Below are 26,391 nucleotides of genomic sequence, written 5' to 3'. Positions count from 1 at the left end.
GCATCTCTATTCTCCAATCGCGAAACCAATCCCGAACATGGTTTGTGCCTGGTTGTAATCGAGCAGCGAGACGCCATAGCCACTTGCCAGCATGGCATAAAAGCGCACACTTTCACTTTTGAGCGGTTTGTACTGCACATCAAACTTCACATACCCCTTGTTATCACTGCGCAAATTATTGCGTAAGGTGACGCTGGCAGCGGTCGTATTGGCTTCGTTATCCCAACGCAGCACTGCATCGCCGTAGCCCATATATTTGCTAATGTCCGGGTTATCGTCATTGGACTTGGTCTCGGGGATGCGCCACCAGGGCCGGAACAGCAGACTGTACCTGTCATTCAATTGCCAGCCACCTTGCAGGTAAATCCGGTTCCAGCTACGTGAAAGCGGCTCCGAACGACCATTGGATTCATGTACCACGCCCAGGTTAACCATATCCGGCAGGGCCGCCCATTGTTTGGGCTCGCCCGGTTTGTTCAACCCCAGGGACAAGATTAACTCGGGCGAATAGTTATGATCTCGCATCGGGCGAGACTGGCTCGCGCTATAAACCTGCCAGAAAGATTGCTGCGTATAGGCACCCCACAGACGCGCACTATGCACCCAGCGGTTTTCCGGCAGCCAGTCAGACAAATTCATGAGCTGGGTTTTCAGGCTGATCTGGAAGTGCAGGTCATTATTGTTTAAATCCCGGTCCTGGGTATTGGGCCTGGAGGGGGAGGTCGGCACCTCATTCGGATTATTGGAATATGCCGCCACCACGTAATTGAGCTGGTAGGTCTCCAGATCGGTAAAGTGCAGCTCATCATCGGCATTCAGGTGCCACTTACGCGCCAGGTAATTGGTTTTTGAATCCACCTTTTCCACCAGAGCAGCCTGTTTTGAAGTGTGGATCTTTGCCTCAGGCGAGGTGGGTGCATATTGTTGCGCCACTTGGTCAAAACACAGCAAACGACGGCGGGCATCCTCACCAAATTCGCTTTGGCAGGTGCGCAGGGCGTTCTGCAAATCGTTACCATCCGCCGCCTGCACACTCAGGGGCAAGGCAAAAACAATCAGGCTGCGCAGTAAAATGTGGCGCAGGTCGCCAGGTGTTAACATGTGGATTCCCTTCTTAGGGCGCTGAGTTCAAGGCGCCGGATTCATTATGGTCAAATGCAGTTGTTCAATCGCATCTAATACGTCATCGCTCAGGCGAACCTGGTAAGCCGCGATATTTTCCTGCAACTGGTGCATATTGGTGGCACCGATAATCGTCGTGCCGACAAACCAGCGGTGATACACAAAACTGAGCGCCAATTGTGCCGGTGTCAGGCCATGCGCGCGCGCCAGCTCGGCATAGGCTTTGGAGGCGGCAGGCACGCCCGGTTTTTTGTAACGCTGGGCATAGCCCAGGAACAAGGTGACGCGGCCCGGCGTGGCAGGATCATCCACATACTTACCGGTGAGGTGGCCAAACGCCAGTGGTGAATAGGCGGCCAGGCTGATGCGCTCGCGGTAAAGCACTTCGGTCATGCCAAACTCCATGCCGCGGTTCATCAGGTTGTAGCAGTTTTGCAGCACGGCAATGCGCGGCAAGCCCTGCTCACGGGCAACGCGCAAAAACTCCATCACGCCCCAGGGCTGCTCATTACTCAAGCCTATCGCCCGTATCTTGCCTTCGCGAATCAATTCATCCAGGACTTCAAGCTGGGTCTGGATCGGCACCCAGGCCTGTTGCTCGCCATTGGCGTCCAGTTCTGCACTGGGGTCAAACTGGTACTGGCCGAACATGGGCACATTGCGTTCAGGCCAATGCAAGTAAAGCACATCCAGGTAATCGGTTTGCAAGCGCGTCAGGCTATCATGCACGGCCTGACGAATATTGGCGCGGTCCATGCCAGTCGGGCCGCCACGAATCCACTGCATGCCGCGCCTGGGGCCAGCCACTTTACTGGCCAGTACAAAACGGTCCCGGCGCTGGTTCTTGATCCAGTGACCCAGTATGGTTTCAGTACGCGTCACCGTCTCGGCACGCGGTGGCACCGGATACATCTCGGCCGTATCTATAAAGTTAATGCCCTGCTCTAAGGCAAAATCGAGCTGGCTGTTGGCGTCTTGCTGGGTATTCTGGTCACCAAAGGTCATGGTGCCCAGCGTGATTTTTGAAACATGAATACCGCTGTCACCCAAATATGTAAAATCAATCAATGTAACACCTGTTTATCTGTAGGTACTTGCATTACGATGCTGGAAACCGCTTCAGGTTCCTTAGGAGCAGGCAAGGCCCAACCCGCATCTTGGCTGGCGATCATCAGCATACGGCTGATCGCCAGCACCAACTGCGGGTTCAAGCCCATATTGACGTTGACCCCATTGGCACAAACCATTTGCATATTGTTCAGTTGGTCATTAATGGAGACAAACCGGACTTCAACCACCAACAGCACCTCATCGCTGACCATGTTGGGCCGTTGCTGGTAAGCCGTCTCAAAATCTAGGTGCTCCAGTTGTTGCACCGCTTCGGCTTCCTGCTCAAACTGGCGCGTGGCGTCGACGAGGGACTGCGCACTTTCCGGCACCGATGCAGGCACTGGCAAATGTGCCTCGCGGTTGAATATCTTGAAGATTTCGCGTGCCACCCGGTAGGTAATCCATAACTGGACTTCCTGCTCCGGGCTGACAGCGGTTCTCAACAGCAAGCGGTCTTGCTGCCTGTCATAAGAAAGATTGATCTGCTGTATGGATTGCTGTTGCATGGGGATACACGATTTGCAAACGGTCATGGATAGCATACCGCAGTCAGGCAGCAGCTACCTAATACTATCAGCGATCACCCGCGCCAAAGATACACTCCGATACAAAACCGCCACGCTATTGCCGGATAAATTTGCGTATGCTTTTGTCTGACAAAACAGGAATATTTCCGATGGAGGCGATATGATTTCACGCAAAAAATTATTACTTACCAGCTTGCTGGCAAGCCTGGCTCTGGCCAGCCAAGTCGCCCATGCTCATCCGCCCGGCCATGGTGGCTGGCGTGGCAATGTCGGTGTGTATTTCGGCTCCCCCTACCCGTTCTATCCTTACCCTTACGCGGCCTATCCTTACCCCTATGTGTATAGCCCTCCGCCGGTGATTATCACGCAACCACCGCAACCCCAGGTCTACATTGAGCAAGGCAACGGTAGTAGCGCACCCGCACAAACCACTCCTCCGGCGAGTGCCAGCAACGGTAATGGGCAAGGCTACTGGTATTACTGTGAACAGTCTGACGGCTATTACCCCTACGTGAAAGAATGCCCGGCGGGCTGGAAACAGGTGACGCCTGCCCCGCCACCCGCCACCTCGGCCAAATAGGGTAAAGCCATGACTATTTACCCAACGTTGAGCATCGTAGCAATGGCGCTGACTTTATCTGCCTGTGCCACCAACCCGACCGGCCCCAGCAATATGGCGCTACCGGGCACTGGCAAAGACTTTAATGTCTTCCGTGCAGATGATTTATCCTGCCGCGATTTTGCGCTGACGCAAATTGGTGGCAAAACCATCAACCAGCAATATGATTCCAGCCTGGCAGCCACCACTGCCGTCGGAACTGTCGTCGGTGCCGCCATTGGCGCCGCCGCAGGCGGTGGTGAAGGCGCAGCCATCGGCGCAGGTGTGGGGGCGTTATCTGGCGGCGCCATCGGCGCCAATACGGCCTCTGTCAGCGGCATGAACGCGCAGGACAAATATGACAATGCCTACTATCAATGCATGTATGCGGCCGGGCATAAAATCCCGGTACCCGCCAGCATGGCAAGGACCTATTCGCAGGGGACAAACACCGCACCAGCGACTGGTGGCACCAGCTATTATCCTCCGCCTCCGCCACCACCCGGTTATCAGCGTTAGCCAAGCAATCAGGCAGTCGTGTGCTGCCTGAATTTATCCAGCTTATTCATCAGTCCGAGTCAGCGTTACGCAGGTCATCAGTTTGACCGCATAGGCATTAAAAACGGTGAATGTCCATTGTCGCTATCGCAAACTTAACATGTCTGTCCTGGTCGTAGAGACATGCGCATCATCAAAACCTTTTTCATCCTCCTGCTCGCGTTTTCAATCATCAGTTGTAGCCTGGTTAAGACCGCTTACAACAACGCACCTGCACTGATCGCATGGCGGCTGGATCATTATTTTAATTTCAGCGAAGCACAAAAAGCCAAACTGAAACCCGCACTGCAGGACTTGCATGCATGGCATCGTAAAAACGAGTTACCGCGCTATGTGTCGTTGCTGGATGAAATAAACGATGATCTCAACCATGAGATAAGTTCACAAACTGCCTGCCAACGCATTGAGTCCATCAAATCAAATCTGCGAACGCTTCAAACAAAAATCATCCCTATTATTGTTGACGTCGCCGAGACACTCAGTGATAAGCAACTGCAGTATTTGCAGAAAAAGCTGGAAAAACGCAACCAGGAATGGAAAGAGGAATGGTGGCAGGAAACGATAGAAGAACAGCGCGAAGTAAGGCTGGAAAAATCCCAGGACTTTGCTGAAAAAGTGTATGGCGATTTAAACGAAAAACAAATAAACCTTTTAAAGCAGGCCATTGCCAGGAGTGACATTGATCCGGCCATCACCTACTCTGAGATTTTGCGTCGCGACGAAGAGTCGTTGGCGATCCTTAAGTCATTACGAGATCCAGCCTTATCAAATGAACAAAAATCGCAACTGGTCCGCGCAGGGTTTGAACGCATGCAAAACAGTCCGAATCCGGCCTACCAGGCTTATATCGATAAAGTCACGCAGCAAACGTGTGAAACCATCGCAAGCCTACACACCTCAACAACGATCAAACAACGCCAGCATGCACAACAATGGATAGAGGATTACAAGACGCAGTTTACGCAGTTGCAAAGCAAATGATCTGTGGCGTTTGAAGGGTCTATCTTGTCGCTCTGGTCATTTGGATTTGCGGGTCATTGAGGGCTGAGTAAAAGAGAAATTCTTTTACTTTTTATTTTGACCGAAAGTATCTTTTTTCAGTTTTAAATCCAAAAAGTCTAACCCTGAAGATCGTTGTTTTAATTTGTAGCACTTGTGTGCTACATTCATTTCAGTTTGTCACTTGAGGCGTATGATGACCACCACAACCATCCGACTATCCAAAGAGCTTAAAGCCCGCGTAGCTGAAGCAGCAAAGCGCGCAGGTACAACCACGCACGGCTTTATTCTGGAAGCAATTGCTGACAAGACCGCCCTATATGAAAAACGCGCAGATTTTTTACAACAAGCTGAAGCGCGCTATGAAAACATCATTGCCACAGGGGAAACCATCGCCTGGGATGAGATGAAAAGCTACCTCAAGGCAAATATTGCCAACGCGGATGCGCCAATACCCAAAAGCCGTAAACTCGTGCGTTAATCATGACAGCGATTGAACTTGCCCCAGAAGTCGGTCAGGACTTTCAACGCATACTGGCCCACTTAAACACTTTTCAGGTTGAACACCCACAGCAGCGGATTGAAGAAATCATCCATGCCATCGACATTCTCAGCAATAGCCCACAAATCGGTCGGCCAACGGATTTTGGGCTGCGCGAGCTAATCATCGGTCGACGTTCACATGGTTACATCGCCCTTTACCGCTATGTTTCAGAGATAGATACCATTTTTGTGTTGGCAATTAGAAGCCAAAGTGAGGCGGGATATGCTGAGAGGGATTGAGACTTTTTAGGTTTAGGTGGGTGCTGGAACAGTGCATATTCCCATTCATTTTTACGCTGAACCTAGTATCACGGACCCCTAATATCAAAAACAGGCAGCCAGAGGCTGCCTGTTTCGTTTTCACTCAAGGGGATTAAATCAACATACCGCCAGAAGCTTCAATGCGTTGCGCATTCACCCAGCGGTTATTTTCAGACAACAGGCTGGCAATCATGGGGCCAATATCATCCGGCACGCCGACACGGCCAAGCGCTGTTTGCCCAGCAATGTAGGCATTCACCTCCTTATTATCCCGCACCAGACCCTGGCCAAAATCGGTTTCAATTGCCCCAGGCGCGACGGTGTTCACCGCAATCTGGCGTGCACCCAGCTCTTTCGCCATATAACGCGTCAACACTTCAATACCGCCTTTCATGGCCGCATAAGCACTGTAACCAGGCAGCGTGAATCGTGCCAGGCCGCTGGAAATATTCACAATGCGGCCGCCATCATTGATCAATGGCAACAACTTCTGCGTCACGAAGAAGGTGGATTTCAGGTGGATGTTCACCATGTCATCAAATATCTGTTCAGTCGTTTCAGCAAAGGGTGCAGTCAGGCCAGTCCCCGCATTGTTCACCAGATAATCAAATTTTTCTGCCTGAAAATGTGTTTGCAATGCTTGTTTCAAGGTACTAGCAAATGCATCAAAGGTCTTCACCTGTGACACATCCAGTTGCAAAGCCACCGCCTTGCGTCCCAGGGCAGTAATCTCATTCACCACCTCTTGGGCAGCGGCCTGTTTGCTTTGGTACGTCAGCACCACATCCATGCCCTGTTTTGCCATCGCCAATGCCGTATTTTTACCCAAACCACGGCTACCACCTGTAATCAATGCAATATTAGTCATGCTCATTCTCCTGTGTTGATGAAAGATGTGCGTAGTTTATTGACATTAAAATTAAAGATAAATCAGCCATTAGTGATTATACTGTTCATAATAAATGAACAATTGAACAGTTATGATAGATAGCACCGAAAGCCTGAAACGTTTTATGCGCGTCGCCGAACTGGGTAGTTTTAGCAAAGCAGCGGAGAGTCTGAGCCTGCCTAAAGCCAGCGTTTCACAAGCGATACAGCAACTGGAAACTAAACTGCAAACACAGCTGTTTCACCGCACCACACGCAAAGTACAACTCACGCCCGATGGCCAACTGTTTTACGAAAAAAGCAAAGATGTGTTGAGTGAGATAGAAGAACTGGAAACCTTGTTCATGAGCGACGACAGCCAGGTCACAGGCATCGTCCGAGTGAATATGTCGCAACCCATGGCCAGGCACCTCGTCATCCCCGCCCTACCCCCTTTTTTGCAACGCCACCCCAACCTGAATATCGAAATCAGCAGCGAAGACCGTAAAGTCGATTTGGTCAGGGAAGGCTATGACTGCGTGGTCAGAACCGGTGAAGTTGAAGAGTCCGGCATGATCATGCGCAAGATAGGCGAAATGCAACAGAGCAACTTCGTCAGCCCTGCTTATCTTGCGCAATATGGCACACCCAAAACCATTGCAGATTTACAGTACCATTACCTCATTCACTACCAAACTAGCAGCAATAACCGCTTTGACGCTTTTGAATACCAGCAGGACGGCAAACTCCACAGCCTCAAAATGCCCAGCCGCATTTGTGTCAATAACACCGACGCCTACCGCGCAGCCTGCGCGGCCGGGCTGGGGATTATGCAAGCGCCAAAACTAGGCGCGATGGCGATGCTGACTAGCGGACAACTGGTTGAAATACTACCTACATTCACCGCACCAAGCATGAGCGTTGCGCTGCTGTTTCCGCACCGTCGCAACTTATCAAAGCGTGTGCGGATTTTTATGGATTGGTTGACTGAGATTGTTCAAAGCAACTTATAAAACTAATCAGGCACGAAATGCCAATTTAAACTAAACCACACACCACGAGGCGCACCGGGCGCGATGAAGTTAGTACTAAGCCAATCATTAGAGTTATGGTTATAGCCATCAGGACCAATAGCACCCTGAATACTTGGCGAGAATGGATTGCGCCCCAATCTTCCGGCACTGAAGTATTCTTTATCAAACAGATTATTTATTAATAACGTTGCAGTCCATTCTTTGCTGATTTTATAGCTAGTAAAAAAGTTGACTGTGCCGAATCCCGAAACATAACCTGGATTATTGCCTGCCTGACGTGGAACCAAAACATCTCGTATCACCCCATTCTCTAGGACCGCCACATTTCTGTATTGCGGTACATTTGCACGATGCTCGTTATTTTCATTACCACGGACAAAGGACTTAGAGTGGATAACGGTATTGAACCCGATTGTCCATTGGTCAGTAAGGTCATAACTGACATTCGCATTTAAATTATGTAAAGGCACCCCGGGCATGCGATTTCCTTTTTTTACCTTGATGACATTATTTCCGTAGTAGTTATCGAAGACGGCACTACTATTATCTTCACTAATCATAGTAAAGTTATCTTGAAAAGTCGCATCAGTGAGGCTATAGTTAAATCCAAAATTCCATTTATCTATCTTACCGGAAATACCCCCTTCTATTCCTCGGCGCCTAGTATTTCCGACATTGTCAAAAAAACCCAGTCCATTACTCACGGCAATGAAATATATATCATTTCTTAGATCAGTCTGATAAGCATTTAAATTCCACTGTATATTTTCAGACAATTTACCTCTTGCACCAAAATCATAGCTAGTTGAACGGATTTGCTTTAAATAAGGATCACCAGACAGCGTATTGGGTAAAGAGCAAGAACGATTTTCAACTACACTCTTTGCACCATAATCAAAACGATCAGGGATACCATCATTATTGTCGTCATAAGAGGCTTTGACTGTAGGTGTTTCATCAAAGGCACAACCCAACTCAATCACGCTCGGTGTGCGAGCTCCCTGAGAGATATTTGCAAATACGTTCACATTTTCATTGGCCTGCCAGGTCAAACCCATCGATGGATTGAGAGAGTAGTAGCTGAATTTCTCGGTCTCTGAAGGATCAAGATTGCTGACTGTTATCGGGCTTCGATAGTTGAGCGGTGTATTGGCACACTCCTCGTCAGTTCTGCAGACATCATGACCAAATGGAAAATTAATCAAATTACCCAAGCCATATGAAAAGAAGCCATAGCGTGTAGCAATATTGTTTTGTGACTGGGTCTCGTTATATCGGGCGGAAAGATTGAAATTCCAGTTCTTGACCGGATTCCAGGTCTCACTGAAATAAATACTTTTGGTGAGATTGGTACCACTGAAATTATTGTTTTGTAACGGAATGGTCGCTGCGGCAAACACCGGATTAATCTCATCTGGCGCCAGATAGGCGTGACGATCTGGTGTCAACATGCCAAAGCGCTGACTGTTAGTGTAGGTCGCCTGTGCACTGTCGATAGACATTCCTATCATGAACTTATGTTTTTCCAGGTTCCAGTTGAATTGCAGAGAAGCCCCATCTATAGTCTGGTTGATATTGTTATCAGTGATAACGGCGGTAGGAATCCCATCCACATATCCTGACTGACCAAAATAGGCTCCATCGACCAACGTCGGAAAGTCTTGCCCAGGATCTTTAATATTGTAGGGTCCTGGAAAATCTTTACCGGTATTTTCCAATGAGCTCGCGGGCTGACATTTGTCAATATTTAGGGCTGGCTTCATCACCACATAATTTTTAATGATGTCGCCATTTGCCTGTTTTTCATAATAATAAGTATCGATGCCAGCATACCAATACACATTTTCACCTTGAAAAGTTGGAGTATTCAGCTGGTGATAATCAGAGAAAATGCCAGGATTCACAGAATAAGAAACTTCCCCGAAACTATAATCGGTAGTGGGTCCTGTCGGGGGTGATTCATATTCAAAGTCCCTAGCCAACATCTGAGCTGTGTAAATATTACGTGTTGAGTTAAAAAATGTGGTGTACGCTTTCACAAAGTAATCTGGTAACGCCGCATTTACGTTAGAAGCATATTTCACATCCAAGTCAACTACGCCGTTATTGTTGAAATAATCCTGTGTAAATTCTCCTGAGAAAAAATCTTCGCCTTGCGTGATGTTGACCGGAATCAGCACATAGTCAGGCATTCCATACTGATTAGTACTCTTAAATAGACAAGTGAATTCCTCACCATTTTGCGGTAGCCTTTTGACCGTTCGGGTTTCAGGCCAATCCATAAATGCATCCGCCCCGATCTGGTGTCGCTTACTGTTTCGACTGTAAACCTGCCCTGTAATCGTGAAATTGTCGCTTACGAAATAACTGCCTGATAACTGGAATTGAGACAGGTTGTTATCAGTCGTATCTGGGGATGTAAATACATTTTTACGGTCTTGGGCATAAACTTCACTGGGAACAAGTCCATTGCCGACTAACTCTGTTTTAACCAATAGAGTACTTAAATTCAAATCAAGTTTTTCCCCTCTATAACTCGCCTTACCAAAAAACTGATTTACTTTGCTTGGAGAATCCTTACGCCACCCATCCTCCAGAAAAAAATTACCTGCACTAAACAAAGCAATGGTGCCGTTATTCCAGCCCCCTTCAACCTGAAGTTGTTTGCGATCAAAGGAGCCAGTCAGAATATCGGCATCCAAACCTGCGTTATTAAATCCATCTTTGGTTTTCATGGAGAATGCACCGCCTAGAGTATTTAAGCCAAAAATCGGATTAGAGCCAGGAAAAACATCTACGCCAGCCAAGGCATTCAAAGGAATCATGTCCCAGTTCACGACATCGCCAAATGGCTCGTTGACACGAATACCATCAAAAAATACACTCAAGCCTTGAGGTGTACCAATTTGCGGCCCAGCCGTGAAACCACGATACTGGACATCCATTTGAAATGGGTTGCCCTGATAGTCATTAACAGTCACCGACTGCAATTTACGGTTCATGAGATCAGTCAGACTCAAGGAGTGTGCTTCCTTGATTTCTTTGGCCGAAATGCTTTGCACATTACCGGGGATTTCCTCTTTGGTTAAACCCAGACCGGGCAGCGGTCCGACTTCATAAAAACGTTTGGCGCGCACTTCAACCTTATCCAGCTGAACACTTTTCTCATCTCTCAAAGCACGTTGAATCAGCATCTTTTCGCCTTCAATCTTCCCTTGCAAACCTGTGCCATCGAGCAACCTTTTAATAGCTTCTTTACGCGTCATGCGGCCTTTAACGGCGGGAGATTTTTTGTCGACGATGAGTGCGCTATCTACCGTGAGCGATAAATTACTTTGGATGGCAAACTGACGTAGCGCAGCAGCCAGTGGTTGGGCAGGCAGGTCTATATTCAGCGGCAAGGCAAAGCTCTCTTCTTGCTCGCCGGGCAGTGCCGTATTGAGTTCAGCATGCAGGGCTGCGGGTGTATTCATGCCGATGAGTGCCGCCAGTATGGCTGTTTTAAGCGTGTTATTTTGCATGGGACGTCCGTCAATTACAGGTCTTGTTAAACATGTAACTGGCGGACTGGCAAAATGCCTGATATGCGTGACTTAAAAGAAATGTAAAGAGTTACCGTTTAGGCTCGATCTGCAATGCATTGTCTTTGCGCTTCAAGCTCACCGGGACGGATTGCGGCAAGGTTTGGATAAAGCTTTCAACCTCAGCGACTTTAACGACAGCATTGACTTTGGGCGTTTGGTCGCCAAAGAACATGGCTTTGACGGTTGGGTTACGGTAACGCGATAAGGTATCAGCGACTTCAAACATGTCGGCACGGTCAAAAATGATGCGGCCACTAGTAAAGCTGAAGCTATCCGCCGCATTGCGGTTGACCTTGTGCGGTGCGCTCATTGGCTCAATCTCGGCCACCTCGCCATTTTGCAGGATGACTGCTTGCTCGCTGCCATCTGCACGGGCTACCTGCACGCGGCCGTGGTCGACACTGATACGCACTTTTTTACTGAGCTGGTTGACGGCAAAGCGCGTACCCAATACGGTAACCTTGGCTTGCGGGGTTTCAACCACAAATGGGCGGCCAGGGTCTTTGGTGACCTCAAAAATGGCTTCACCACGGCTGAGTTTCACCAGGCGCTGATGACGGTAGAACACAATCTCCATGGCGCTATTGGCGTTGGCCGTGACGACTGAACCATCATCCAGCGTACGCTTGAGCATTTGTGCTACGGCGGTGGTTTGCATTTCAGTGGAGAGCGGCGCGGCCTGCCACTGCATATATTGCGTGTGGCCCAACAGGCCCAAGCCTGCACATACCAGCATCACAGCCAGGCCAGAGCCCAGTTTGGAGATTTTTTTGCGGCGGGCTGTTTGCTCAAAGTAGAGTTTTTGCGAGAGTGCATTAGAAAGCTCTTTGAGTCTGGCGGTAGAGCTAAAGTCTTCCATGGTGGCTTCAATCATCTGATAGGCGGCCTGATGCCTGCGGTCTGACAACAACCAGACTTCAAAGGTGGTCCGCTCGGGCGAGTCTGGCGCGACTTCACGCATGCGCACATACCAACGCGCCGCCGCTTGCCTGATCATATCCTCGTGCTTATGGTTCATCACACGGTTGCCTCTATGAGCTCGCGTGCACTGCTTAAATCGAGAATGGCACGCATCACGTGACGCTCAACCATGTTTTTGCTAATGCCGAGCGCAGCCGCAATCTCGGTTTGGGTGTGCCCTTCTACGCGATACATCCAGAATACCTGGCGGCAACGTGGCGGCAATTGCTCCAGAATCTGCTGAATCATTTCCAGCCGCTGCTTGATATCACTCAGCTGCTCCACGGATAAGGTTGGCGTATCCAGCCATTCGCGGTTAAGGCCTATTTCAGCCTCCAGCGAAACAAACCGCTGTGCGTGATGATAGCTGTCCACAATCAGGTTTTTAGCAATGCTGCGCATATAGGCATGCGGTTCGGCATCCTTGTTGGCACTGCCGGAGATGGTGTAGCGGATCAAGGCATCATGCAGGATATCTTTGGCCAGGTGCGGGCACGCAACCTTAAAGCGTATGTAACCAAGCAAATCGGTATACGCCCATTGCAGATTGATGCCACACCAAACCATTGTTTTATCCATGCTCCTTATTGGCAAAATGTGTGCCACCAAATCATGCACGCTTTTACTTGTTATGCGCGAACCTGCTTCTGATATTGATGCTTATCAACCACCAACATGGCTGATAATAACCACATAGGTAGAGCGAAATTGCATGACTTTAGAAGCACCTCTCCAAGTATTATCTGCTGAACAAATGATACTTTTTCCTGTAACTTATTGATGACAGCAAGAGTAAACCGCTCGCAAACAACCAAATTGGAGAGGGTGCTGGAACAGCACTGGCTGCATCAAATGTATAAAGCGTCCAATTGACTGTAAATGACAAATACTCTCGATTGGTCATGGCACCATTGATTTCACCGTACAGAATCGTTTGCTCTAACACAGTGCCATCTACCGGAGAATACAGACTCTGTTCAGACCTGAAATAACCGCCGACAGGAAATGGCGTCAACGGGTCAAGCCATGGATTTGGAGGGTTATATGGGTCATCAACTTTGTAATAAAGCTCAAAGTTACCTGAAAAGGTTTTCAGGTCATCATTTCTTGAAAAAATACCAAACGCATAAAAAGAGTCCGGCTCGAACTCAACAATCTCATGAGTCGTGGTTAAACCTACATTACCGCTTACAAAAGTAGACTGTCCTGTAAACCAGAAAAAATCGTTTTGCACGTCCCTGGCCAAAACCCCACTAAAGCTGTCCTGGAAATACTCAATCTTTGCTTCAGTATTGAAACTGAGCATAAGTGCCCCGACCGCAAGCCATATTCTTACTTGTTTTATTAGCATATATTCCTACCTCTTATCGTTTGAACTCATCTTAGCTACTATGTAAAACCCTTAACAGGGAAACGTTCCCGCATTCTCAACTCTCAAAAAAATCCCCCATGTTTTGCCGGAGGAAAGAATGGCAAACCACAGGGGGTAGAGAACAGACGTTATCGTTGAGCGAAAGTGAGGGATGTACTTTCTAAATAACGCCTGGCTTCGGGAAACCGCGAACGGATCACTCCAGCTTGAAAGCGACTGGTATTGTTATTTTGAAGCTTTTCTTTCTTAAACTGTCTTTCACGCCAAGTTGGGCAATCGCCTTTTTCACCATGCGCATGGCCTCTTCATCCAGCGGCACATGTTTGCTGCTATCTGCCAGTGACACATTCACCAACTCACCTTTTACAAACTGCGCGACCACGATCGCTTCACCTTCGAGATGACGGCGGATAGCAATCGGCGGATATTGTTTGCTTTTATTCACCAGCGAGCGCAACTGCTCGCCATAGTCACCCCAGGCGTCATTGTCACTCGCACTGAGCTCGTCTGTTTCTGCAGTGGCAGTGGCCACCGGGGCCGCCGTTGGCTTGGCTTCTTTGGCAGTGCTTTCACTGCTTGTCGCTGATGCATGCGCCGCAGTGTCAGCTGTATTGTTGGTCGCAGGTGCCGGGGCAGGCTCAACCTTGGCTGGCGGCTGCACAGGCTGCTCCTGCACACGGTAATCCGAGTCATTGTGACTAGGCGTCGCCAGCACAGGCTTAGGTGTTTCCACAGGCGTCACTGGTTTTATCACGGGCTTTGGTTCGGCCTTTGGCGGCTCCGCAGGTTTTGGGATATCTACTGGCGGCGAAACCTGTTGTACTGCAGGCGCAGGGGCTTTGATCGAAAAAAACTCGATTTCCATGCGCTCGGGGATGGCTGGCAATTGAATCTGGCTTAGTTTTGGATAAATCATCGCCACCAGCAGATGCAACCCCAGCGACACTGCCACTGCTCGCCAAAGCAGTGAGTCATTGTGTGCTTGAGGATAAATCAGGGTGGTCATGCCAATTTATTTCCGAGACTCTGGCGACATGACAAAACTGAACTTGCTGATGCCTGCCCGCTGTATCGCGGCCAGCACTTTTGCCACCACGCCATACTGCGCATGTTCATCGGCATAAATTTCTACCGCCGGATCATGCTTTTGCTTTAGCGTCCCCAACTCAGTAGTCAGGCTATCAAGCGGCATATTTTTCTGGTCCAGGTACACATCCCCGGTATCTGTCACACTGATATGCGCAGTTTTGGGCACTGTCACCGCCACCTCTGCACTAGCTTGCGGCAGCTTGACCTTGACGGCATTCATCAGCAACGGTGCCGTGACGATAAACACAGTCAGCAATACCAGCATCACATCTACCAGCGGCGTCACATTGATTTCGCTGACTAAGTCTTCGCTCTCACTTTCACTAAACATGGCCATGGTATTAACCCTCCGCGCCAGATTGTGTCAGCAGCGATTGAAAACGGCTGGCGACCTGCTCCATCTCAGCCCTTAGCACCTTCTGCTTGCGCATAAAGTAGTTGTACGCCAACACGGCAGGGACTGCGGTTGCAATGCCAATGGCTGTAGCAATCAAAGCTTCACCGATCGGCCCAGCCACCACATCCAGACCAGCAGAACCGGTCGCTGTAATGGTACGCAAAGCATTCATAATGCCCCACACGGTACCAAACAAACCGATAAACGGCGCAGTAGAACCGATGCTAGCCAACACTGCCACGCCACCATCCATGCGTTTTTGCTCCAGATAGGCCTGCTGCTTGAGTGAGAGCAAAATCACTTCCTGGCGCTCATTTCTGCGCAGAACAGAGTTGGCCATTGCTTCGTTCATGGCCCGCATACCTGCATCACACAACCGCGCAAAGCTGCTGTTGCTGTGCGCAATCAGTTTGGGCAACTCGTAAATGGTTTTAACATGCTGCCACTCGGAGAGAAATTGACTGGACTCGCCCCCTGACCGGTACCACGCCCAACCCTTAAACAGAATGATGGACCATACCAGGACTGACAACCCGCCCAGCAAATACAATACAATATCAACAATATCTGGTACCAGATCCACAATACACTCCGTCAGTCACGCTCAAACCGGGCATTTTCAAACACAAGGAAAAAAACCCGCCAAATTAGGGAAAGTTTCCTATTCACTCCCTCTCAATTGTTTAATCGTTGGGAGAGCCAAAAGCCTGATGTCATTAACATAACTTTACACATATGCCTAGAAAAGAAGCTAAAAGCAGTGAGTTAGCGATGAAAAAGGAAACTACATGCTTGCGGCGTTACTGCTGATGGGTTGTGGCACATAGACAAAATACCACTCACCGTAATAACGCTTGTTATTCAAATGCTCAAGGTTGCCGCGATAACCTTTGGTTTTGAAAGGCGGTTTGTCTGACAAGCTGTAAATGCCCATGATGCCGCCACTGGGCGCCTCTACAATGCCCCAACCTTCGCGTTGCGTGATTGGGTCCAGATACATTTTGCGCAAATGACGGCGTGCCGTGGGGAAGCGTGTATCTTCGTACAGGGCTTCCAGCGTCGGCGGATAGGTTTTGACCACGCCAGGCGTCTGGTTATAGTAGCGGCCAATCGCGTCACGGTAAGCCAGCCCGACCTTAATCAGCTCGTACTCACGTTCACGTAGCACCTGGGTTTGCCAGCGCATACTGGCTTGCGCCATCACCAGACCACTGAGCATGATCATCATAAACATGCCGATCAATACAAAGCCGCTGGAAAAAGGCTTACCACAACGCATACGGCGTCCCGTCCTCGGACAGTAATGTCGAGCCACTGTGCACATCAAACACACTGCCTTGCTCGTCTATATTAGGTGGCAGTGTAATCACCCAGGTGTCTGTGCGCTCGGTGATGGGGTCGGGCGGAATGGCTTTGAGATATTGCCGCTCAACCAGTTCATCCAGCGTCTCGGGGTAACGGTTTTTATCGCTATAAAACTTGTCGATGGCATCGCGCATGGTCAGCAGGTCATGACGCAGACTGGTTTCCTTGGAACGTTGCAGCATATGCATAAACTTGGGTGTGACGATGGTCAGCAGCATGGCCAGGATCGCCAGCACCACCAGCATTTCAATCAGGGTGAATCCGCGCTTCATGCTTTACCACTCACTATAAGGTTGCTGGTTGATGCCGATGGCTGGCGAACGCGAGGAGACGTCATAAACATCTTTGGCCATCTCATCGATGGCACCATCATAGGCACGGATACGCCAGGTCTCGGCATTGCTCTGGCCGACATCGGCCGCAAACGGGTCACGCGGGATACGCCGCAAAAAAAACAGTTTTTTCTTTTTGGGATCCTGGGCATTTTCAACACCGCTGACCAGGATGACCAGACTAGGCGGATAACCACTGCCATCGGCTGTTTTCTTGATCAGCCCCTGGTCAACCGCGTCTTTATAGGCATCCAGCGCATCGCGGATTTGCCACAAGGCACGCTTGAGTTCACGCTCTTTTTCGCGCTTGGTATTCAGTTGCAGCACCGGGCTAGCCGAGGTCACCAGCAAGGCGAGCAAGGCCAGTGTCACCATTAACTCGACCAGCGTGAAGCCCCGCGTGAAGCGCGGAGCGAAACCTCTAGTGAAATCCACAGTAAAGCCTTGTTTTTTTCGCTGAAGCATCAATTGCGTCACCTGAACACACTATGTTTGAACACACTACGGCTGAACACTGCCAGTATCCGTACTGTTCATCATCTGGTTGGCAAAGCCGCTGTCGTTACGCATATTATTGCTTTGCGTAGATTGCGGCGTGACTGCTGGTGCCGCAGGTGCCGGTTCATTGGCTTGCACGGCACGCGCGCCACCAGCACCCAACGGATTGGCCGTGGCGGCAATCCCAGATGGGATCAAGCTATAGACCGAACTGGCCGGACTCAGGTTATGCATGATGCGCGGCGTGATCAGCAACACAATTTCGTTCTTGCGCTTGTCCTGGTTGTTGTTGCTGAACAGCCTGCCGATCAGGGGCAGGTTGGCCAAACCGGGCACTTTACGCCGGGTTTTCTGCTCATCGTCACGGAACAGACCGGCCAATATCTGTGTTTCATTATTGCGCAACTGCAAGGTGGTATTGGCATTGCGGCTGCCTATGGTATAAGCCAGCACACCAGAGCTGGTGGTAACCTGGTCAGTGATATTACTGACCTCCATGCCCACCTTGATGCTGACCTGGTCCTGCATCTGGATCACAGGTTCCACATCCAGCTTAATCCCGACCTCAATATAATTCACGTTCTGGCTAACAAAGCCCTGCGCGCTGGCAACACTGGTCAAGACCGGAATTTTGTCACCGACATGAATCTTGGCGCGGTCACGGTTCTTGACGCGGATTTTGGGGCTGGCCAGCAAGTTGGTGTCAGTATCCTGATGCAGCAGGTTTAGCACCAGGGCGGGATCATTGATGGTAAACACGCCCAGGTTGCCATTGAAGTTACGCAACTCGGTCAGGCTCAGTTTGCCGGCCTGCGGCTGGGTGCCGTTACTGCTGCCTGCCGCATTACCCTGCACCCCTACGCCGATCTGGCTGGGATACTGAATCCCCAGGTTTTCCAGGTTACGGCGGTTAATCTCCATGACCTCCACTTCGAGCATAACTTCAGGTTCATTCAGGTCCTGCGAGGCAATGAGCTTTTCCGCTACTTTGATGCGATCCATGGTGTCACGGATCACCAGCGTATTGAGTTTTTCATCAATGTAGACATCACTAGCCCGCAACACAGTTTTCATCATATTGAGCGCACGTTTAGCATCCATATGCGTGAGGTAAAAACTACGAACAAACAACTCCTCGTACTGGGCGGCACGCGCTTGCGGGTAAATCAGCAGCGTATTGCTGTTAAGAACCTTCTTGCCCAACTGGTGGCTGGTTAAAATCACCTCCAGCGCCTGTTCTATCGGGGTATCGCGCAGCAACACATTCACGCGTATGCCTTCATTAAGCTCCTGATCAAACGAAAAATTCAGGTTGCCCGCCTTGCCAATATATTCAAAGGCCTGTTTGACCGGGGTGTTTTTCAGCTCCAGCGTGATTTTCTTTTTGAGCGAAGACTGTAATGGCCGCACCACGCTACTTTTTTCGTTCTTCTTTTGCTCCAGTTGCTCAAACAATTGCCGCGCCTCGACATGGGCTGACTGCTCGGCCAGGATACTGCGCAAGCCAAACTCGGCACCGGCCCAGTCCTCAGCGGCAATGGCGACTTTCACTTGTGCAATCTGCGCAGCATGCTGGCGGGCTGACTGCACCTTTTGCACACCATCACTGGCGGCACGGTTATTCGGCGCCTGCTGCAACACTTGCAGGTACATGTCACTGGCCGCATCGTACTGTTGCGAGACGAGCAAACTATCGGCTTGTTGCAGCTGCTTTTGCAGTTTTTTCTCCTGCAATAAACTCAGCCAGTTTTTATATTGCGGCTGCCGCGGATTGGCTTCTACCAACGGCTGCAAAAGCCTGATCGCTTCCTCATCCTGGCCACGTGCGGCATAAATCCTGGCCTGTTCCAGTGTGGCATCGCCAGCCGGGTTCTCAGGCCCCAATCCGGCAGGGCTGAAGCTACTGCAACTGACCAGCCAGGGCAGTGCGCAGGCCCATACCCAATGTTTATGATTGACTTTTTTATTCAAAACACCACCCCGTTATCCAGCCTGATTTCAAAGCGCTCGGCTGCATGTTGCAGCACGACTTTCTGTTGATCGAGCACCGCCACCCGCCAGCCTTCGGCAAAGTGGTCACCCTCATGCACGACATATTGTTGTTGGCCATCGGTCAAAAAAACCACCCAGCGCCCCTCTTCCTGCAGGCGGCCGGCATAGGTGTATGGATTGACCGCTTCTGCCACCTGCACCTCGGCAGCGTTGTCTGCAGGCATCTCCAGCACGGCAAACAAATCCACCCCAGGGTCCTCTGCCAGCGCTAATCGCGTGTCAGGACTGACCGCTGGGGCTTCTGCGACCTTGAGTGCGGGCATGACCTGGGCCAAAGGCATACGGCGTTTCACAGCAGGCGCCGGACTGGCCGTTGCTAGCACCTGCTCAGGCTGCTCGGCCTGCTCCACCCACCAGCAGGCCAGCAAGGTGAATGCAAGCGACGCCCAAATCCACCAGCGTTGTGTCATGGCTGGCCTCCCTTGCGGGTATACAAACTGAACTCTACGTACGCCTCTATGGCTGGCTGCATGACATCTGTGCGTTGCAATTTAAACTGGCTGAGTGCCAGGCTGGGATAGCGTTGCAACACCTGGCGCAAAAACTGCCGCACCTGCAAATATTCGCCCTTGAGCGGCAATTTAATGCGTTGCACCTGCAAACGGGCATGCGCCACCGGGAGTGACTGGAACTCAGCCCGTTCGAAGATCATGCCCATGGCATCTGCCTCGCTCAGGATGTCGGCACTGATGCGTTCGGCTTCAGCTTCTGGAGGCCAGTCTGGCAAAACGACGGTTGAATCGGACTGATACGTTTGCGCCGGCTTGGCTGTCTCGGCTGCCATCAAGACTGGCGCAGGCAATGACTGCAACCGCTGCTGTAATGACTGCTGTTGCCACCAGGCTTGCAACACCAGGCCGGTGAGTAATCCCGCCAGCAATACCATGCCTGTCAGCCAGCGGTGACGCAACACAAGTTGCTGGCTGGCAAACCACAGCCGTTGCCACGCGGTTAACGCTAATATTTCCATGTGGCCTCCAGATGCAAGGTCGTCATGCGCAAGCCGTTCACCTCGCTGGCTTCACTGGCATTGAGCTTGACATCAGCCAGACCAGGCTGCTTTTTCAGACGCTCCACCAGTGCCCACCCCTGCTGACGCTGATGTGCCAACACGGTCATGCGCAGGTGCTTGCGTTTGGCATCCGGGGCCAGTTGCAGCCAGTACAATTCGCTTTGCTGGGCCTGTTCGAGATCGCGCAACAAGGGTAACCAGGGCGTTTGTATATGCAATTGCGCCTCAGCCATTTCAGCCGCCAGTGCAGGATCCACCACCTGTTTTTTGACCATTTGCCTGGCAGCCAATGTGGACTGGCGTGCCTGCCATTGTTGCTGCAAGGCGGCATTCTCAAGCGCAAAGCGGTGATAGGTAGCAGCCAACAAGGCCAGTACAACTGCCAGCATGACTCCCAGCAATAAGGGCACAGGCCCTGGCAGGCGGCCCTGTGCATAATTAAACTGCAGGGCTTGCATCAGCCATTCTCCTGCGCATGGATTGATTAAACACTTCACCGAGCCCGTGTGCAGGCAGGATATCCAGCACCTCAAAAGGAGCCAGGGAAGCCTGCACCACCCCATTGAGCTTGGACAGGTACACCGGCAAGCCTGCGCGCTCAGGATGCACCACCAGTTCGCGTTGCAGTAACTGCACCAGACTTTGCTGCCACTGCTGCCCGACAGGCAGCTGGCGAACCTGTTGCCACGCCCCTTGCATCAGGCAGCCTATGGTTAACAGGCCAGACTCCCGGCAAACGATCCAGCCATCGAGCGAGCATCTCTGCTGACGTTGGCTATACAAAGCCTGGTTGACCGACAACACCCAGGCCGGAACGATCATGCCGGGCGATAAACGATGTTCTGCCAATGCCGCATGCAGATTTTCGCTCAGGGCGGCTGGCAGGGCATTCACCAGCGTTGCCTGGCCATAACCACCTGCCTGCGCGCGCACCTGCCAGTCCTGCATCTCGCTGGCAAAGGCCTGTTGTAGGCCATGAAGATAATAAGCCTGCCTATCCGCCTGTGAGCGGAGCTCCGCCTGCCACGGCAGCACCAGCCAACGCGCATACTGGTTGGACACCACCACCACCAGATGCCAGTACTGGCCTGCCAATGGCGACAGCACAGTATCCAACGTTTGCCACAAGGCTTCTGGCGGCAGCATGTCCTGACCGTTGCCAGGCAGCGCATAGCGTTGGTGATCCAGTAATTCCCTGGTGAAATTGGGTAGTTTTTGCCGCGCAAACCGGAACACTTCGAGCTCATCACAACTGATAACCAGCCGTAACTCGGGCGCAGTCAGCGCCTGCCACCAGCGCTGGCTATCATGCCAGCGGCAATCCACACCCGGATCAGGATAATGATGTAACACGGTTGATCTCCTGCAAGGTGGTTTCACCGGCCGCGACCAGTGCCAGTCCGGCTTCACGCATGGAGCGTGTGCCTGTGGTGGCTGCCAGTGCCTTGATCTGGCTGATGGGGGCTTTGGACACAATCAGTTCACGCATGCGGTCATCAAACAACAACAGCTCGGCAATGCCTTTGCGCCCCTTGTAACCGCTGCCATGGCACTGGCCACAACCCTGCCCTTTTTTAAAACGGTAATGTGTAGTGGTCTCAGCGCTCAAACCAGACTTGAGCAGCAAGCCATCATCGGGCTGGTCATCTGCCTTGCAAAACGGGCAGATCACGCGCACCAGCCGCTGGGCCAGGATCACGTTGACGGCAGAAACAAAGCTGTAGGCATCCACGCCCATATTGGTAAAACGGCCAATCACATCAAACACGTTGTTGGCATGCACCGTCGTCAACACCAGGTGGCCGGTCAATGCCGACTGCACGGCAATCTGCGCCGTTTCGCCATCTCGGATTTCGCCCACCATGATCTTGTCCGGGTCGTGCCGCAAAATCGAACGCAAGCCGCGCGCAAAAGTCAGGCCTTTTTTCTCTTTGACGGGGATTTGCAGTACACCGGGCAGCTGGTACTCGACCGGGTCTTCAATGGTGACAATCTTGTCCTGCCCCTGGTTGATCTCGGAAATCATGCCGTACAGGGTGGTGGTTTTACCGCTGCCCGTTGGCCCGGTCACCAGTAGCATGCCGTAAGGCGCTTCTGCCTGGGCACGGATTTGTGCCAGCAAATGTGGCGCAAAGCCCAGCACCTCCAGGCTGATACCCTGTGCTTCACTGAGCGCCTTGCGGTCCAGCACACGCAACACTGCATCTTCACCCACCACACTGGGCATGATAGACACGCGCAGGTCTATCTCGCGGCCTAGCGCATGCACCTTGCAGCGACCATCCTGCGGAATGCGGCGTTCGGCAATATCGAGTTCGGACATCACCTTGAGCCGGGAAATCGCCTGCTCGGCCTGCATCACGCCACTGAGCCCGCCCACTTCATTGAGCACGCCATCTATGCGGTATTTGACACGCAGGCCCTGCATGGTGGATTCGAGGTGGATATCACTGGCCCCGGCCTTGAGGGCATCGTATAAGGTAGAGCGCACAAAACGCACCACCGGGCTGCTGTCTTCACTGATGGATTTCAGTGACAGCTCTTCCACCGGCGCTTCTTCTTCGTTATTTGTCGCGTCGCTGGGATGCACCTGGTCGAGTGCACGCATCTGTGCCTCATGAAACTGCAGGCAGGCCGCAATATCGTTGCGGTGTGCCAAACACCATTGCACCGGTAACCGTACCTTATTCTGCAACCGTATTTGCAAGGGCTCATCAAACGGGTCGGCAATCACCATGTGCAGCGACTGGTCGTCTTTTTGCATGAGCACGGCATGCTGGCTGCTGGCGTCGGCAAAGCGTAACAGCTCAAACATAGGCTGCATGGCGTGCAAGTCGAGTGCTGTCAGCGTCGGGTAATGCATGGTTTGCCCCAGCGCCAGTACAAACACATCGGGCGCCAGGCCAGATAGCTCTTCCAGCACCTCCATTAGCGGCCGCCCACTCTGCATGGACAACTGCCGTGCCTGTGGCAGCCACTCCGCAGCCAGCGGCGGCACGTCGTTACCAGGCAAGTCCTGCATATTCATGCGCCAGTCCTTTTCACGTCACAACCTCTTTCATGGAATGCACGTTCACTTCCGTCTTTGAGCAGTGATTACTCAATCGAAACTTTTCATTTGAGGCGCGATTACTCAATCGCGCCTGCCAATTCAAAAATCGGCATATACATCAACACCACCACCAGGCCGACAATCAAGCCTATCAATACCATCAGTGCAGGCTCCAGCAGCTTGCTTAACCACTCCACCCGTCGCGCCGTTTCTTCATCGTAAAACACACCAATGCGCCCCAGCATTTCGTCGAGTTGCCCGCTACGCTCGCCCACGCGCAACATGCGGTTGGCGATCGAGGTGGTGAGTCCATGCATCTCCATGGCCCCTGACAGTGGTTTGCCTTCGCGCACATCGGTGATCACGCGTTGCAAGGCCAGCTGCAATTCTTGCGGTAACAGAGACTGCACCATCCCCAGGGCAGTCAGCAAGGGAATTCCTCCCTGTAACAACATGCCCAGGGTGCGGTAGAACCTGGCCAGCTGGTAAATGCGCAACGCTTCACCCAGGCTGGGGATTTGCCACACACGCCGCATGATCCAGGCCTTGCTGGCGGGGCGCGAAAACACCAGCCACAGGCACAGCCCTATCCCTAATGTGCCCAGCAACACCCACTCGCCGTGCCCCTGTAGCAATTGGCCCCAGCGCAATAGCATCTGGCTGGCCCATGGCAAGTTATCGCCACCACTTTCATAAATGCTGCTAAAGCGTGGCACTACATACCCCAGCAGGAACAGCACCACCAGCCCGCCCACGGCGATGAGCAATACCGGGTAAATCGAGGCCGAAATGATTTTTTTACGGATCGCATCCACCTGTGCCTGGTAAGCCACATGGCGGCGCAGCGCCTGCACCATGTCACCGGTACGCTCACTGGCGCGGATCAGCGCGATATACAGCTGGCTGAATACCGAGGGCTGCAAAGCCAGCGCCTGCGACAAGGGCAAGCCTTCGTAGAGTGCAATACGCAACCTTGCCAGTACCGCACGCGCATGGTCCTGCTGCTCTTTTTCGGCCAGGCCTTCAATGGCTTCAATCAGGCTCAGGCCGGACTCCAGCAGCGCCAGCAACTCCTGGCTAAACAGGCTAAGGTTAAAGCTCTGGGCCTTGAGCGGCCATTGTGGCCACCAGCTGCCTGCGCGCGCAGCACGTACCTGCAACACGCCATACCCTTGCGCCTGCACCTGGTGCAGCGCTGACTGCCGGTCAGTCGCTTCTACTGACAACCAGCTCACCTGTGTGCCCTGCAATACTTTCAGCTCAAACTTCATCGTACTGGCTCACAACTGTGGTTTACCAGTTACCCACATCACTGTCGGCATCCTGGCCGCCAGCGGCGCCATCACTGCCCAGTGACCACACATCGTAATCGCCGTGCTCGCCAGGGTAACGGTACAAATAAGGCCGCCCCCATGGGTCGGCAGGCACCCCTTTGGCCAGGTAAGGGCCCTGCCACTTGGCCTCGCCATCGGGTTGGCGGTTAAGCGCGGCCAGGCCTTGCTCAGTGGTCGGGTAATGCCCTGTATCCAGCCGATAGGTGTCCAGTGCACGTGACAAAGCCTCAATTTGCGCCTTGGCGGTTTTGGTTTCCGACTTGCCGATCTGGGCAAAATACTTGGGGCCGACATAGCCAGCCAGCAAGCCGATAATCACCATCACCACCAGCAGCTCCAGCAAGGTAAACCCGGCCTGCTTGCACTTTATACACACTGATTTCATGTTATAGATCACCTTTTCAACCCCTCTATTTTTTTGACACAAACACCTGGCTGACACGGTTGAGTGCCTCCAGCGACAGCAAACCACTACTGAACTGCAAATTAACCCAGTCACTGATCAGGCTGTAATAGGCCTTGGTCAATAACAGCCGGGTAGAGAACAGTTTTTGCTGGGCATCCAGCACTTCATGGTTGGTCTTGAACCCAGCCAGGAAGCCTTTTTGTGTGCCATCGAGCGCCACCGTGGCTGATTGCACCGCCTGCTGGTAAGCCGAGATAGATTGCTGCTGCGCCTGCAGGCTTTGGTAATATTTGCGCACATTGAACTCAATCTCACGTGATTTGGCCGTCATGGTTTCTTCACTGGCCGTGAGGCGGTTAGCACTCTGGCGCACATTGGCGCTGACATACCCGCCAGCAAACAAGGGCACATTCATCTGCAGGGCAATGGTGGTGGTATCAAACCGCGACCCCAAGGTGTTATTGCTGTCATTCTGGCTATAGGAGCGCACGCCGACCAAATCCAGTGTCGGGTAGTGCCCAGCCTGTTTCTTCTCTATATCCTTCCTCGCCACATCCACCTCCAACGTAGCTGCAGCCAACTCCGGGTGATTCTGCCGCGCCAGGTCCAGCCAGCGCTCAATGGGATATTCCGCGCCAGTAAACCGGTTTAAACCATCCACCACGAGTTCGGCAGAAAGTGGCTGAGAGACGCCTGTCAGGATTTGCAAGCTTTGCTGATTGGAAAGCAGGTCATTTTCTGCCTGGATCTGCTCTGCCTTGGCCACATCAAGGTTAGCCTGTGCTTCGCTGACCTCCACCACCGTACCGCTGCCGCGCTGGTAGCGCTGCTCGGCCTGCCGCAACTGCTGGCTCACGGCGTCCACTTTGCTTTGCTGCAAGCGCACACGCTCCTGCCCATACAGTGTTTCCAGGTAGACTGACACCAGCTTGAGAATCAGCTTGGCATTTTCCTGTTCCAGCAAAGACTCCTGCGCACTGACATAGGACTTGGCCCCGCCGTAAATCGCCATGGTTTCTTTATTGAACAAAGGCTGTTTGACGCTAAAACTGTAATTCTCCAGCTCATAATTCAGGTTACTGTTGAGTGAGCCTATATTCGTTTGCGTGGTGCGGTCAGTCACCCCACGGCCCCGCATCAGGCCCAGATTCACCTTGGGATAAAACAAAGCCTTGGCCTTGGTCAGCTCTTCGCGCTCGGCCTCGGTATTTGCTAGCGCGGCACGATAATCTGCATTGTGATTCACAGCCAACTGATAGAGACCGTTGAGGTCTTCGAGGGCATGTGCAGAAGCACAGCCCATCATCACAGTCAGCATG

General features: G+C 51.8%; 29 protein-coding genes. 6 read left to right on the top strand and 23 right to left on the bottom strand.

Translation table 11 applies throughout. The features are described from left to right. Nucleotides 1–6: 6 nt before the first annotated feature. Genes ACJ67_RS04045 through ACJ67_RS04035 form a run of 3 tightly spaced genes read right to left on the bottom strand, consistent with a single transcriptional unit; the run spans nucleotide 7 to nucleotide 2,765 of the window. A complete protein-coding gene (locus ACJ67_RS04045; RefSeq protein ID WP_049637982.1) occupies nucleotides 7–1,101 on the bottom strand; it encodes a phospholipase A in 1,095 nt (364 codons plus the stop codon). Between the two features lie 27 nt (nucleotides 1,102–1,128). After that, nucleotides 1,129–2,187, bottom strand: a complete 1,059-nt coding sequence (locus tag ACJ67_RS04040) for an aldo/keto reductase (RefSeq protein WP_049639761.1) — start codon at nucleotides 2,185–2,187, stop codon at nucleotides 1,129–1,131. Next, a complete protein-coding gene (locus tag ACJ67_RS04035) occupies nucleotides 2,187–2,765 on the bottom strand; it encodes a hypothetical protein (RefSeq protein WP_231587248.1) in 579 nt (192 codons plus the stop codon). Before ACJ67_RS04035 ends, ACJ67_RS04040 begins: the two co-directional genes overlap by 1 nt. 154 nt (nucleotides 2,766–2,919) lie before the next feature. On the opposite strand from ACJ67_RS04035, the gene ACJ67_RS04030 reads away from it, so the two are divergent. From ACJ67_RS04030 to ACJ67_RS04010, 5 genes are all read left to right on the top strand, one after another. Then, a complete protein-coding gene (locus tag ACJ67_RS04030; RefSeq protein WP_049637980.1) occupies nucleotides 2,920–3,339 on the top strand; it encodes a hypothetical protein in 420 nt (139 codons plus the stop codon). Between the two features lie 9 nt (nucleotides 3,340–3,348). Next, nucleotides 3,349–3,876, top strand: a complete 528-nt coding sequence (locus ACJ67_RS04025; RefSeq protein WP_156171643.1) for a YMGG-like glycine zipper-containing protein — start codon at nucleotides 3,349–3,351, stop codon at nucleotides 3,874–3,876. Nucleotides 3,877–4,038: 162 nt separating this feature from the next. Further along, nucleotides 4,039–4,896, top strand: coding sequence for a DUF6279 family lipoprotein (locus tag ACJ67_RS04020; RefSeq protein ID WP_049637978.1), 858 nt, complete (start codon nucleotides 4,039–4,041; stop codon nucleotides 4,894–4,896). 211 nt (nucleotides 4,897–5,107) lie between these two features. Next, on the top strand, nucleotides 5,108–5,395 hold the full coding sequence (locus ACJ67_RS04015) for a CopG family ribbon-helix-helix protein (RefSeq protein ID WP_197080662.1): 288 nt from the start codon (nucleotides 5,108–5,110) through the stop codon (nucleotides 5,393–5,395). A gap of 2 nt (nucleotides 5,396–5,397) precedes the next feature. Further along, a complete protein-coding gene (locus tag ACJ67_RS04010; RefSeq protein ID WP_049637976.1) occupies nucleotides 5,398–5,697 on the top strand; it encodes a type II toxin-antitoxin system RelE/ParE family toxin in 300 nt (99 codons plus the stop codon). Nucleotides 5,698–5,830: 133 nt separating this feature from the next. Here ACJ67_RS04010 and ACJ67_RS04005 read toward each other — a convergent pair whose 3' ends face one another. Next, nucleotides 5,831–6,586: an SDR family NAD(P)-dependent oxidoreductase gene (locus tag ACJ67_RS04005; RefSeq protein ID WP_049637975.1), complete on the bottom strand. Its 756-nt coding sequence runs from the start codon at nucleotides 6,584–6,586 to the stop codon at nucleotides 5,831–5,833. Nucleotides 6,587–6,698: 112 nt separating this feature from the next. Between ACJ67_RS04005 and ACJ67_RS04000 the strand changes: the two genes are divergently transcribed. Next, complete coding sequence (locus ACJ67_RS04000; protein WP_049637974.1) at nucleotides 6,699–7,598, top strand: LysR family transcriptional regulator; 900 nt, start codon at nucleotides 6,699–6,701, stop codon at nucleotides 7,596–7,598. 2 nt (nucleotides 7,599–7,600) lie between these two features. On the opposite strand, the gene ACJ67_RS03995 is transcribed toward ACJ67_RS04000, so the two are convergent. From ACJ67_RS03995 to ACJ67_RS03905, 19 genes are all read right to left on the bottom strand, one after another. After that, nucleotides 7,601–11,140, bottom strand: coding sequence for a TonB-dependent receptor domain-containing protein (locus ACJ67_RS03995; RefSeq protein WP_049637973.1), 3,540 nt, complete (start codon nucleotides 11,138–11,140; stop codon nucleotides 7,601–7,603). A 91-nt stretch (nucleotides 11,141–11,231) separates the two neighbouring features. Next, nucleotides 11,232–12,221, bottom strand: coding sequence for a FecR domain-containing protein (locus tag ACJ67_RS03990; protein WP_197080661.1), 990 nt, complete (start codon nucleotides 12,219–12,221; stop codon nucleotides 11,232–11,234). Continuing rightward, the gene (locus ACJ67_RS03985; protein WP_049637971.1) at nucleotides 12,221–12,742 is read right to left on the bottom strand and encodes an RNA polymerase sigma factor; all 522 of its coding nucleotides are present in this window, start codon (nucleotides 12,740–12,742) and stop codon (nucleotides 12,221–12,223) included. The genes ACJ67_RS03990 and ACJ67_RS03985 overlap by 1 nt, the downstream gene beginning before the upstream one ends. Before the next feature lie 160 nt (nucleotides 12,743–12,902). Further along, nucleotides 12,903–13,514 carry a hypothetical protein gene (locus ACJ67_RS03980; RefSeq protein ID WP_156171642.1) on the bottom strand — a complete coding sequence of 204 codons (612 nt, stop codon included), beginning with the start codon at nucleotides 13,512–13,514 and terminating at the stop codon, nucleotides 12,903–12,905. A 217-nt stretch (nucleotides 13,515–13,731) separates the two neighbouring features. Next, nucleotides 13,732–14,541 (bottom strand): TonB family protein, encoded by an 810-nt coding sequence (locus ACJ67_RS03975; RefSeq protein WP_049637969.1) that lies wholly within the window; start codon nucleotides 14,539–14,541, stop codon nucleotides 13,732–13,734. Nucleotides 14,542–14,547: 6 nt separating this feature from the next. After that, entirely contained in the window at nucleotides 14,548–14,961 is a 414-nt protein-coding gene (locus ACJ67_RS03970) for a biopolymer transporter ExbD (RefSeq protein WP_049637968.1), read from the bottom strand. Between the two features lie 4 nt (nucleotides 14,962–14,965). Beyond that, nucleotides 14,966–15,604, bottom strand: coding sequence for a MotA/TolQ/ExbB proton channel family protein (locus tag ACJ67_RS03965; RefSeq protein WP_049637967.1), 639 nt, complete (start codon nucleotides 15,602–15,604; stop codon nucleotides 14,966–14,968). 201 nt (nucleotides 15,605–15,805) lie between these two features. After that, the gene (locus tag ACJ67_RS03960) at nucleotides 15,806–16,300 is read right to left on the bottom strand and encodes a type II secretion system protein (protein ID WP_049637966.1); all 495 of its coding nucleotides are present in this window, start codon (nucleotides 16,298–16,300) and stop codon (nucleotides 15,806–15,808) included. Next, nucleotides 16,287–16,658: a type II secretion system protein gene (locus tag ACJ67_RS03955; RefSeq protein ID WP_049637965.1), complete on the bottom strand. Its 372-nt coding sequence runs from the start codon at nucleotides 16,656–16,658 to the stop codon at nucleotides 16,287–16,289. The genes ACJ67_RS03960 and ACJ67_RS03955 overlap by 14 nt, the downstream gene beginning before the upstream one ends. A gap of 3 nt (nucleotides 16,659–16,661) precedes the next feature. Further along, a complete protein-coding gene (locus ACJ67_RS03950) occupies nucleotides 16,662–17,093 on the bottom strand; it encodes a hypothetical protein (RefSeq protein WP_049639760.1) in 432 nt (143 codons plus the stop codon). A gap of 126 nt (nucleotides 17,094–17,219) precedes the next feature. After that, the gene (locus ACJ67_RS03945; protein ID WP_049637964.1) at nucleotides 17,220–19,187 is read right to left on the bottom strand and encodes a type II and III secretion system protein; all 1,968 of its coding nucleotides are present in this window, start codon (nucleotides 19,185–19,187) and stop codon (nucleotides 17,220–17,222) included. Beyond that, on the bottom strand, nucleotides 19,184–19,678 hold the full coding sequence (locus ACJ67_RS03940) for a hypothetical protein (protein ID WP_049637963.1): 495 nt from the start codon (nucleotides 19,676–19,678) through the stop codon (nucleotides 19,184–19,186). The genes ACJ67_RS03945 and ACJ67_RS03940 overlap by 4 nt, the downstream gene beginning before the upstream one ends. Then, nucleotides 19,675–20,238 carry a hypothetical protein gene (locus tag ACJ67_RS03935; protein ID WP_049637962.1) on the bottom strand — a complete coding sequence of 188 codons (564 nt, stop codon included), beginning with the start codon at nucleotides 20,236–20,238 and terminating at the stop codon, nucleotides 19,675–19,677. The genes ACJ67_RS03940 and ACJ67_RS03935 overlap by 4 nt, the downstream gene beginning before the upstream one ends. Continuing rightward, the gene (locus tag ACJ67_RS03930) at nucleotides 20,226–20,738 is read right to left on the bottom strand and encodes a hypothetical protein (RefSeq protein ID WP_049637961.1); all 513 of its coding nucleotides are present in this window, start codon (nucleotides 20,736–20,738) and stop codon (nucleotides 20,226–20,228) included. The genes ACJ67_RS03935 and ACJ67_RS03930 overlap by 13 nt, the downstream gene beginning before the upstream one ends. After that, nucleotides 20,719–21,633: a hypothetical protein gene (locus ACJ67_RS03925; protein ID WP_049637960.1), complete on the bottom strand. Its 915-nt coding sequence runs from the start codon at nucleotides 21,631–21,633 to the stop codon at nucleotides 20,719–20,721. The genes ACJ67_RS03930 and ACJ67_RS03925 overlap by 20 nt, the downstream gene beginning before the upstream one ends. After that, nucleotides 21,614–23,308 carry a GspE/PulE family protein gene (locus tag ACJ67_RS03920; RefSeq protein WP_049637959.1) on the bottom strand — a complete coding sequence of 565 codons (1,695 nt, stop codon included), beginning with the start codon at nucleotides 23,306–23,308 and terminating at the stop codon, nucleotides 21,614–21,616. The genes ACJ67_RS03925 and ACJ67_RS03920 overlap by 20 nt, the downstream gene beginning before the upstream one ends. A gap of 101 nt (nucleotides 23,309–23,409) precedes the next feature. Continuing rightward, nucleotides 23,410–24,603, bottom strand: a complete 1,194-nt coding sequence (locus tag ACJ67_RS03915; RefSeq protein WP_049637958.1) for a type II secretion system F family protein — start codon at nucleotides 24,601–24,603, stop codon at nucleotides 23,410–23,412. A gap of 22 nt (nucleotides 24,604–24,625) precedes the next feature. Beyond that, nucleotides 24,626–25,051 carry a type II secretion system major pseudopilin GspG gene (gene gspG / locus ACJ67_RS03910; RefSeq protein WP_018986028.1) on the bottom strand — a complete coding sequence of 142 codons (426 nt, stop codon included), beginning with the start codon at nucleotides 25,049–25,051 and terminating at the stop codon, nucleotides 24,626–24,628. A gap of 25 nt (nucleotides 25,052–25,076) precedes the next feature. After that, nucleotides 25,077–26,390, bottom strand: coding sequence for a TolC family outer membrane protein (locus ACJ67_RS03905; RefSeq protein ID WP_049637957.1), 1,314 nt, complete (start codon nucleotides 26,388–26,390; stop codon nucleotides 25,077–25,079). Nucleotide 26,391 lies beyond the last annotated feature (1 nt).

It is taken from the genome of Methylophilus sp. TWE2 (assembly GCF_001183865.1).
In the GTDB taxonomy this organism is placed as follows: domain Bacteria; phylum Pseudomonadota; class Gammaproteobacteria; order Burkholderiales; family Methylophilaceae; genus Methylophilus.
This window is presented reverse-complemented; position numbering and strand designations above follow the sequence as displayed.

What these genes read in the sequence shown, in the direction of transcription:
- ACJ67_RS04045 (WP_049637982.1), bottom strand. Translation starts at nt 1,101, where the DNA reads ATGTTAACACCTGGCGACCTGCGCCACATTTTACTGCGCAGCCTGATT.
- ACJ67_RS04035 (WP_231587248.1), bottom strand. Translation starts at nt 2,765, where the DNA reads ATGACCGTTTGCAAATCGTGTATCCCCATGCAACAGCAATCCATACAG.
- ACJ67_RS04030 (WP_049637980.1), top strand. Translation starts at nt 2,920, where the DNA reads ATGATTTCACGCAAAAAATTATTACTTACCAGCTTGCTGGCAAGCCTG.
- ACJ67_RS04025 (WP_156171643.1), top strand. Translation starts at nt 3,349, where the DNA reads ATGACTATTTACCCAACGTTGAGCATCGTAGCAATGGCGCTGACTTTA.
- ACJ67_RS04020 (WP_049637978.1), top strand. Translation starts at nt 4,039, where the DNA reads ATGCGCATCATCAAAACCTTTTTCATCCTCCTGCTCGCGTTTTCAATC.
- ACJ67_RS04015 (WP_197080662.1), top strand. Translation starts at nt 5,108, where the DNA reads ATGATGACCACCACAACCATCCGACTATCCAAAGAGCTTAAAGCCCGC.
- ACJ67_RS04010 (WP_049637976.1), top strand. Translation starts at nt 5,398, where the DNA reads ATGACAGCGATTGAACTTGCCCCAGAAGTCGGTCAGGACTTTCAACGC.
- ACJ67_RS04005 (WP_049637975.1), bottom strand. Translation starts at nt 6,586, where the DNA reads ATGACTAATATTGCATTGATTACAGGTGGTAGCCGTGGTTTGGGTAAA.
- ACJ67_RS04000 (WP_049637974.1), top strand. Translation starts at nt 6,699, where the DNA reads ATGATAGATAGCACCGAAAGCCTGAAACGTTTTATGCGCGTCGCCGAA.
- ACJ67_RS03995 (WP_049637973.1), bottom strand. Translation starts at nt 11,140, where the DNA reads ATGCAAAATAACACGCTTAAAACAGCCATACTGGCGGCACTCATCGGC.
- ACJ67_RS03990 (WP_197080661.1), bottom strand. Translation starts at nt 12,221, where the DNA reads ATGAACCATAAGCACGAGGATATGATCAGGCAAGCGGCGGCGCGTTGG.
- ACJ67_RS03985 (WP_049637971.1), bottom strand. Translation starts at nt 12,742, where the DNA reads ATGGATAAAACAATGGTTTGGTGTGGCATCAATCTGCAATGGGCGTAT.
- ACJ67_RS03980 (WP_156171642.1), bottom strand. Translation starts at nt 13,514, where the DNA reads ATGCTAATAAAACAAGTAAGAATATGGCTTGCGGTCGGGGCACTTATG.
- ACJ67_RS03975 (WP_049637969.1), bottom strand. Translation starts at nt 14,541, where the DNA reads ATGACCACCCTGATTTATCCTCAAGCACACAATGACTCACTGCTTTGG.
- ACJ67_RS03970 (WP_049637968.1), bottom strand. Translation starts at nt 14,961, where the DNA reads ATGGCCATGTTTAGTGAAAGTGAGAGCGAAGACTTAGTCAGCGAAATC.
- ACJ67_RS03960 (WP_049637966.1), bottom strand. Translation starts at nt 16,300, where the DNA reads ATGCGTTGTGGTAAGCCTTTTTCCAGCGGCTTTGTATTGATCGGCATG.
- ACJ67_RS03955 (WP_049637965.1), bottom strand. Translation starts at nt 16,658, where the DNA reads ATGAAGCGCGGATTCACCCTGATTGAAATGCTGGTGGTGCTGGCGATC.
- ACJ67_RS03950 (WP_049639760.1), bottom strand. Translation starts at nt 17,093, where the DNA reads ATGGTGACACTGGCCTTGCTCGCCTTGCTGGTGACCTCGGCTAGCCCG.
- ACJ67_RS03940 (WP_049637963.1), bottom strand. Translation starts at nt 19,678, where the DNA reads ATGACACAACGCTGGTGGATTTGGGCGTCGCTTGCATTCACCTTGCTG.
- ACJ67_RS03935 (WP_049637962.1), bottom strand. Translation starts at nt 20,238, where the DNA reads ATGGAAATATTAGCGTTAACCGCGTGGCAACGGCTGTGGTTTGCCAGC.
- ACJ67_RS03930 (WP_049637961.1), bottom strand. Translation starts at nt 20,738, where the DNA reads ATGCAAGCCCTGCAGTTTAATTATGCACAGGGCCGCCTGCCAGGGCCT.
- ACJ67_RS03920 (WP_049637959.1), bottom strand. Translation starts at nt 23,308, where the DNA reads ATGAATATGCAGGACTTGCCTGGTAACGACGTGCCGCCGCTGGCTGCG.
- ACJ67_RS03915 (WP_049637958.1), bottom strand. Translation starts at nt 24,603, where the DNA reads ATGAAGTTTGAGCTGAAAGTATTGCAGGGCACACAGGTGAGCTGGTTG.
- gspG (WP_018986028.1), bottom strand. Translation starts at nt 25,051, where the DNA reads ATGAAATCAGTGTGTATAAAGTGCAAGCAGGCCGGGTTTACCTTGCTG.
- ACJ67_RS03905 (WP_049637957.1), bottom strand. Translation starts at nt 26,390, where the DNA reads ATGCTGACTGTGATGATGGGCTGTGCTTCTGCACATGCCCTCGAAGAC.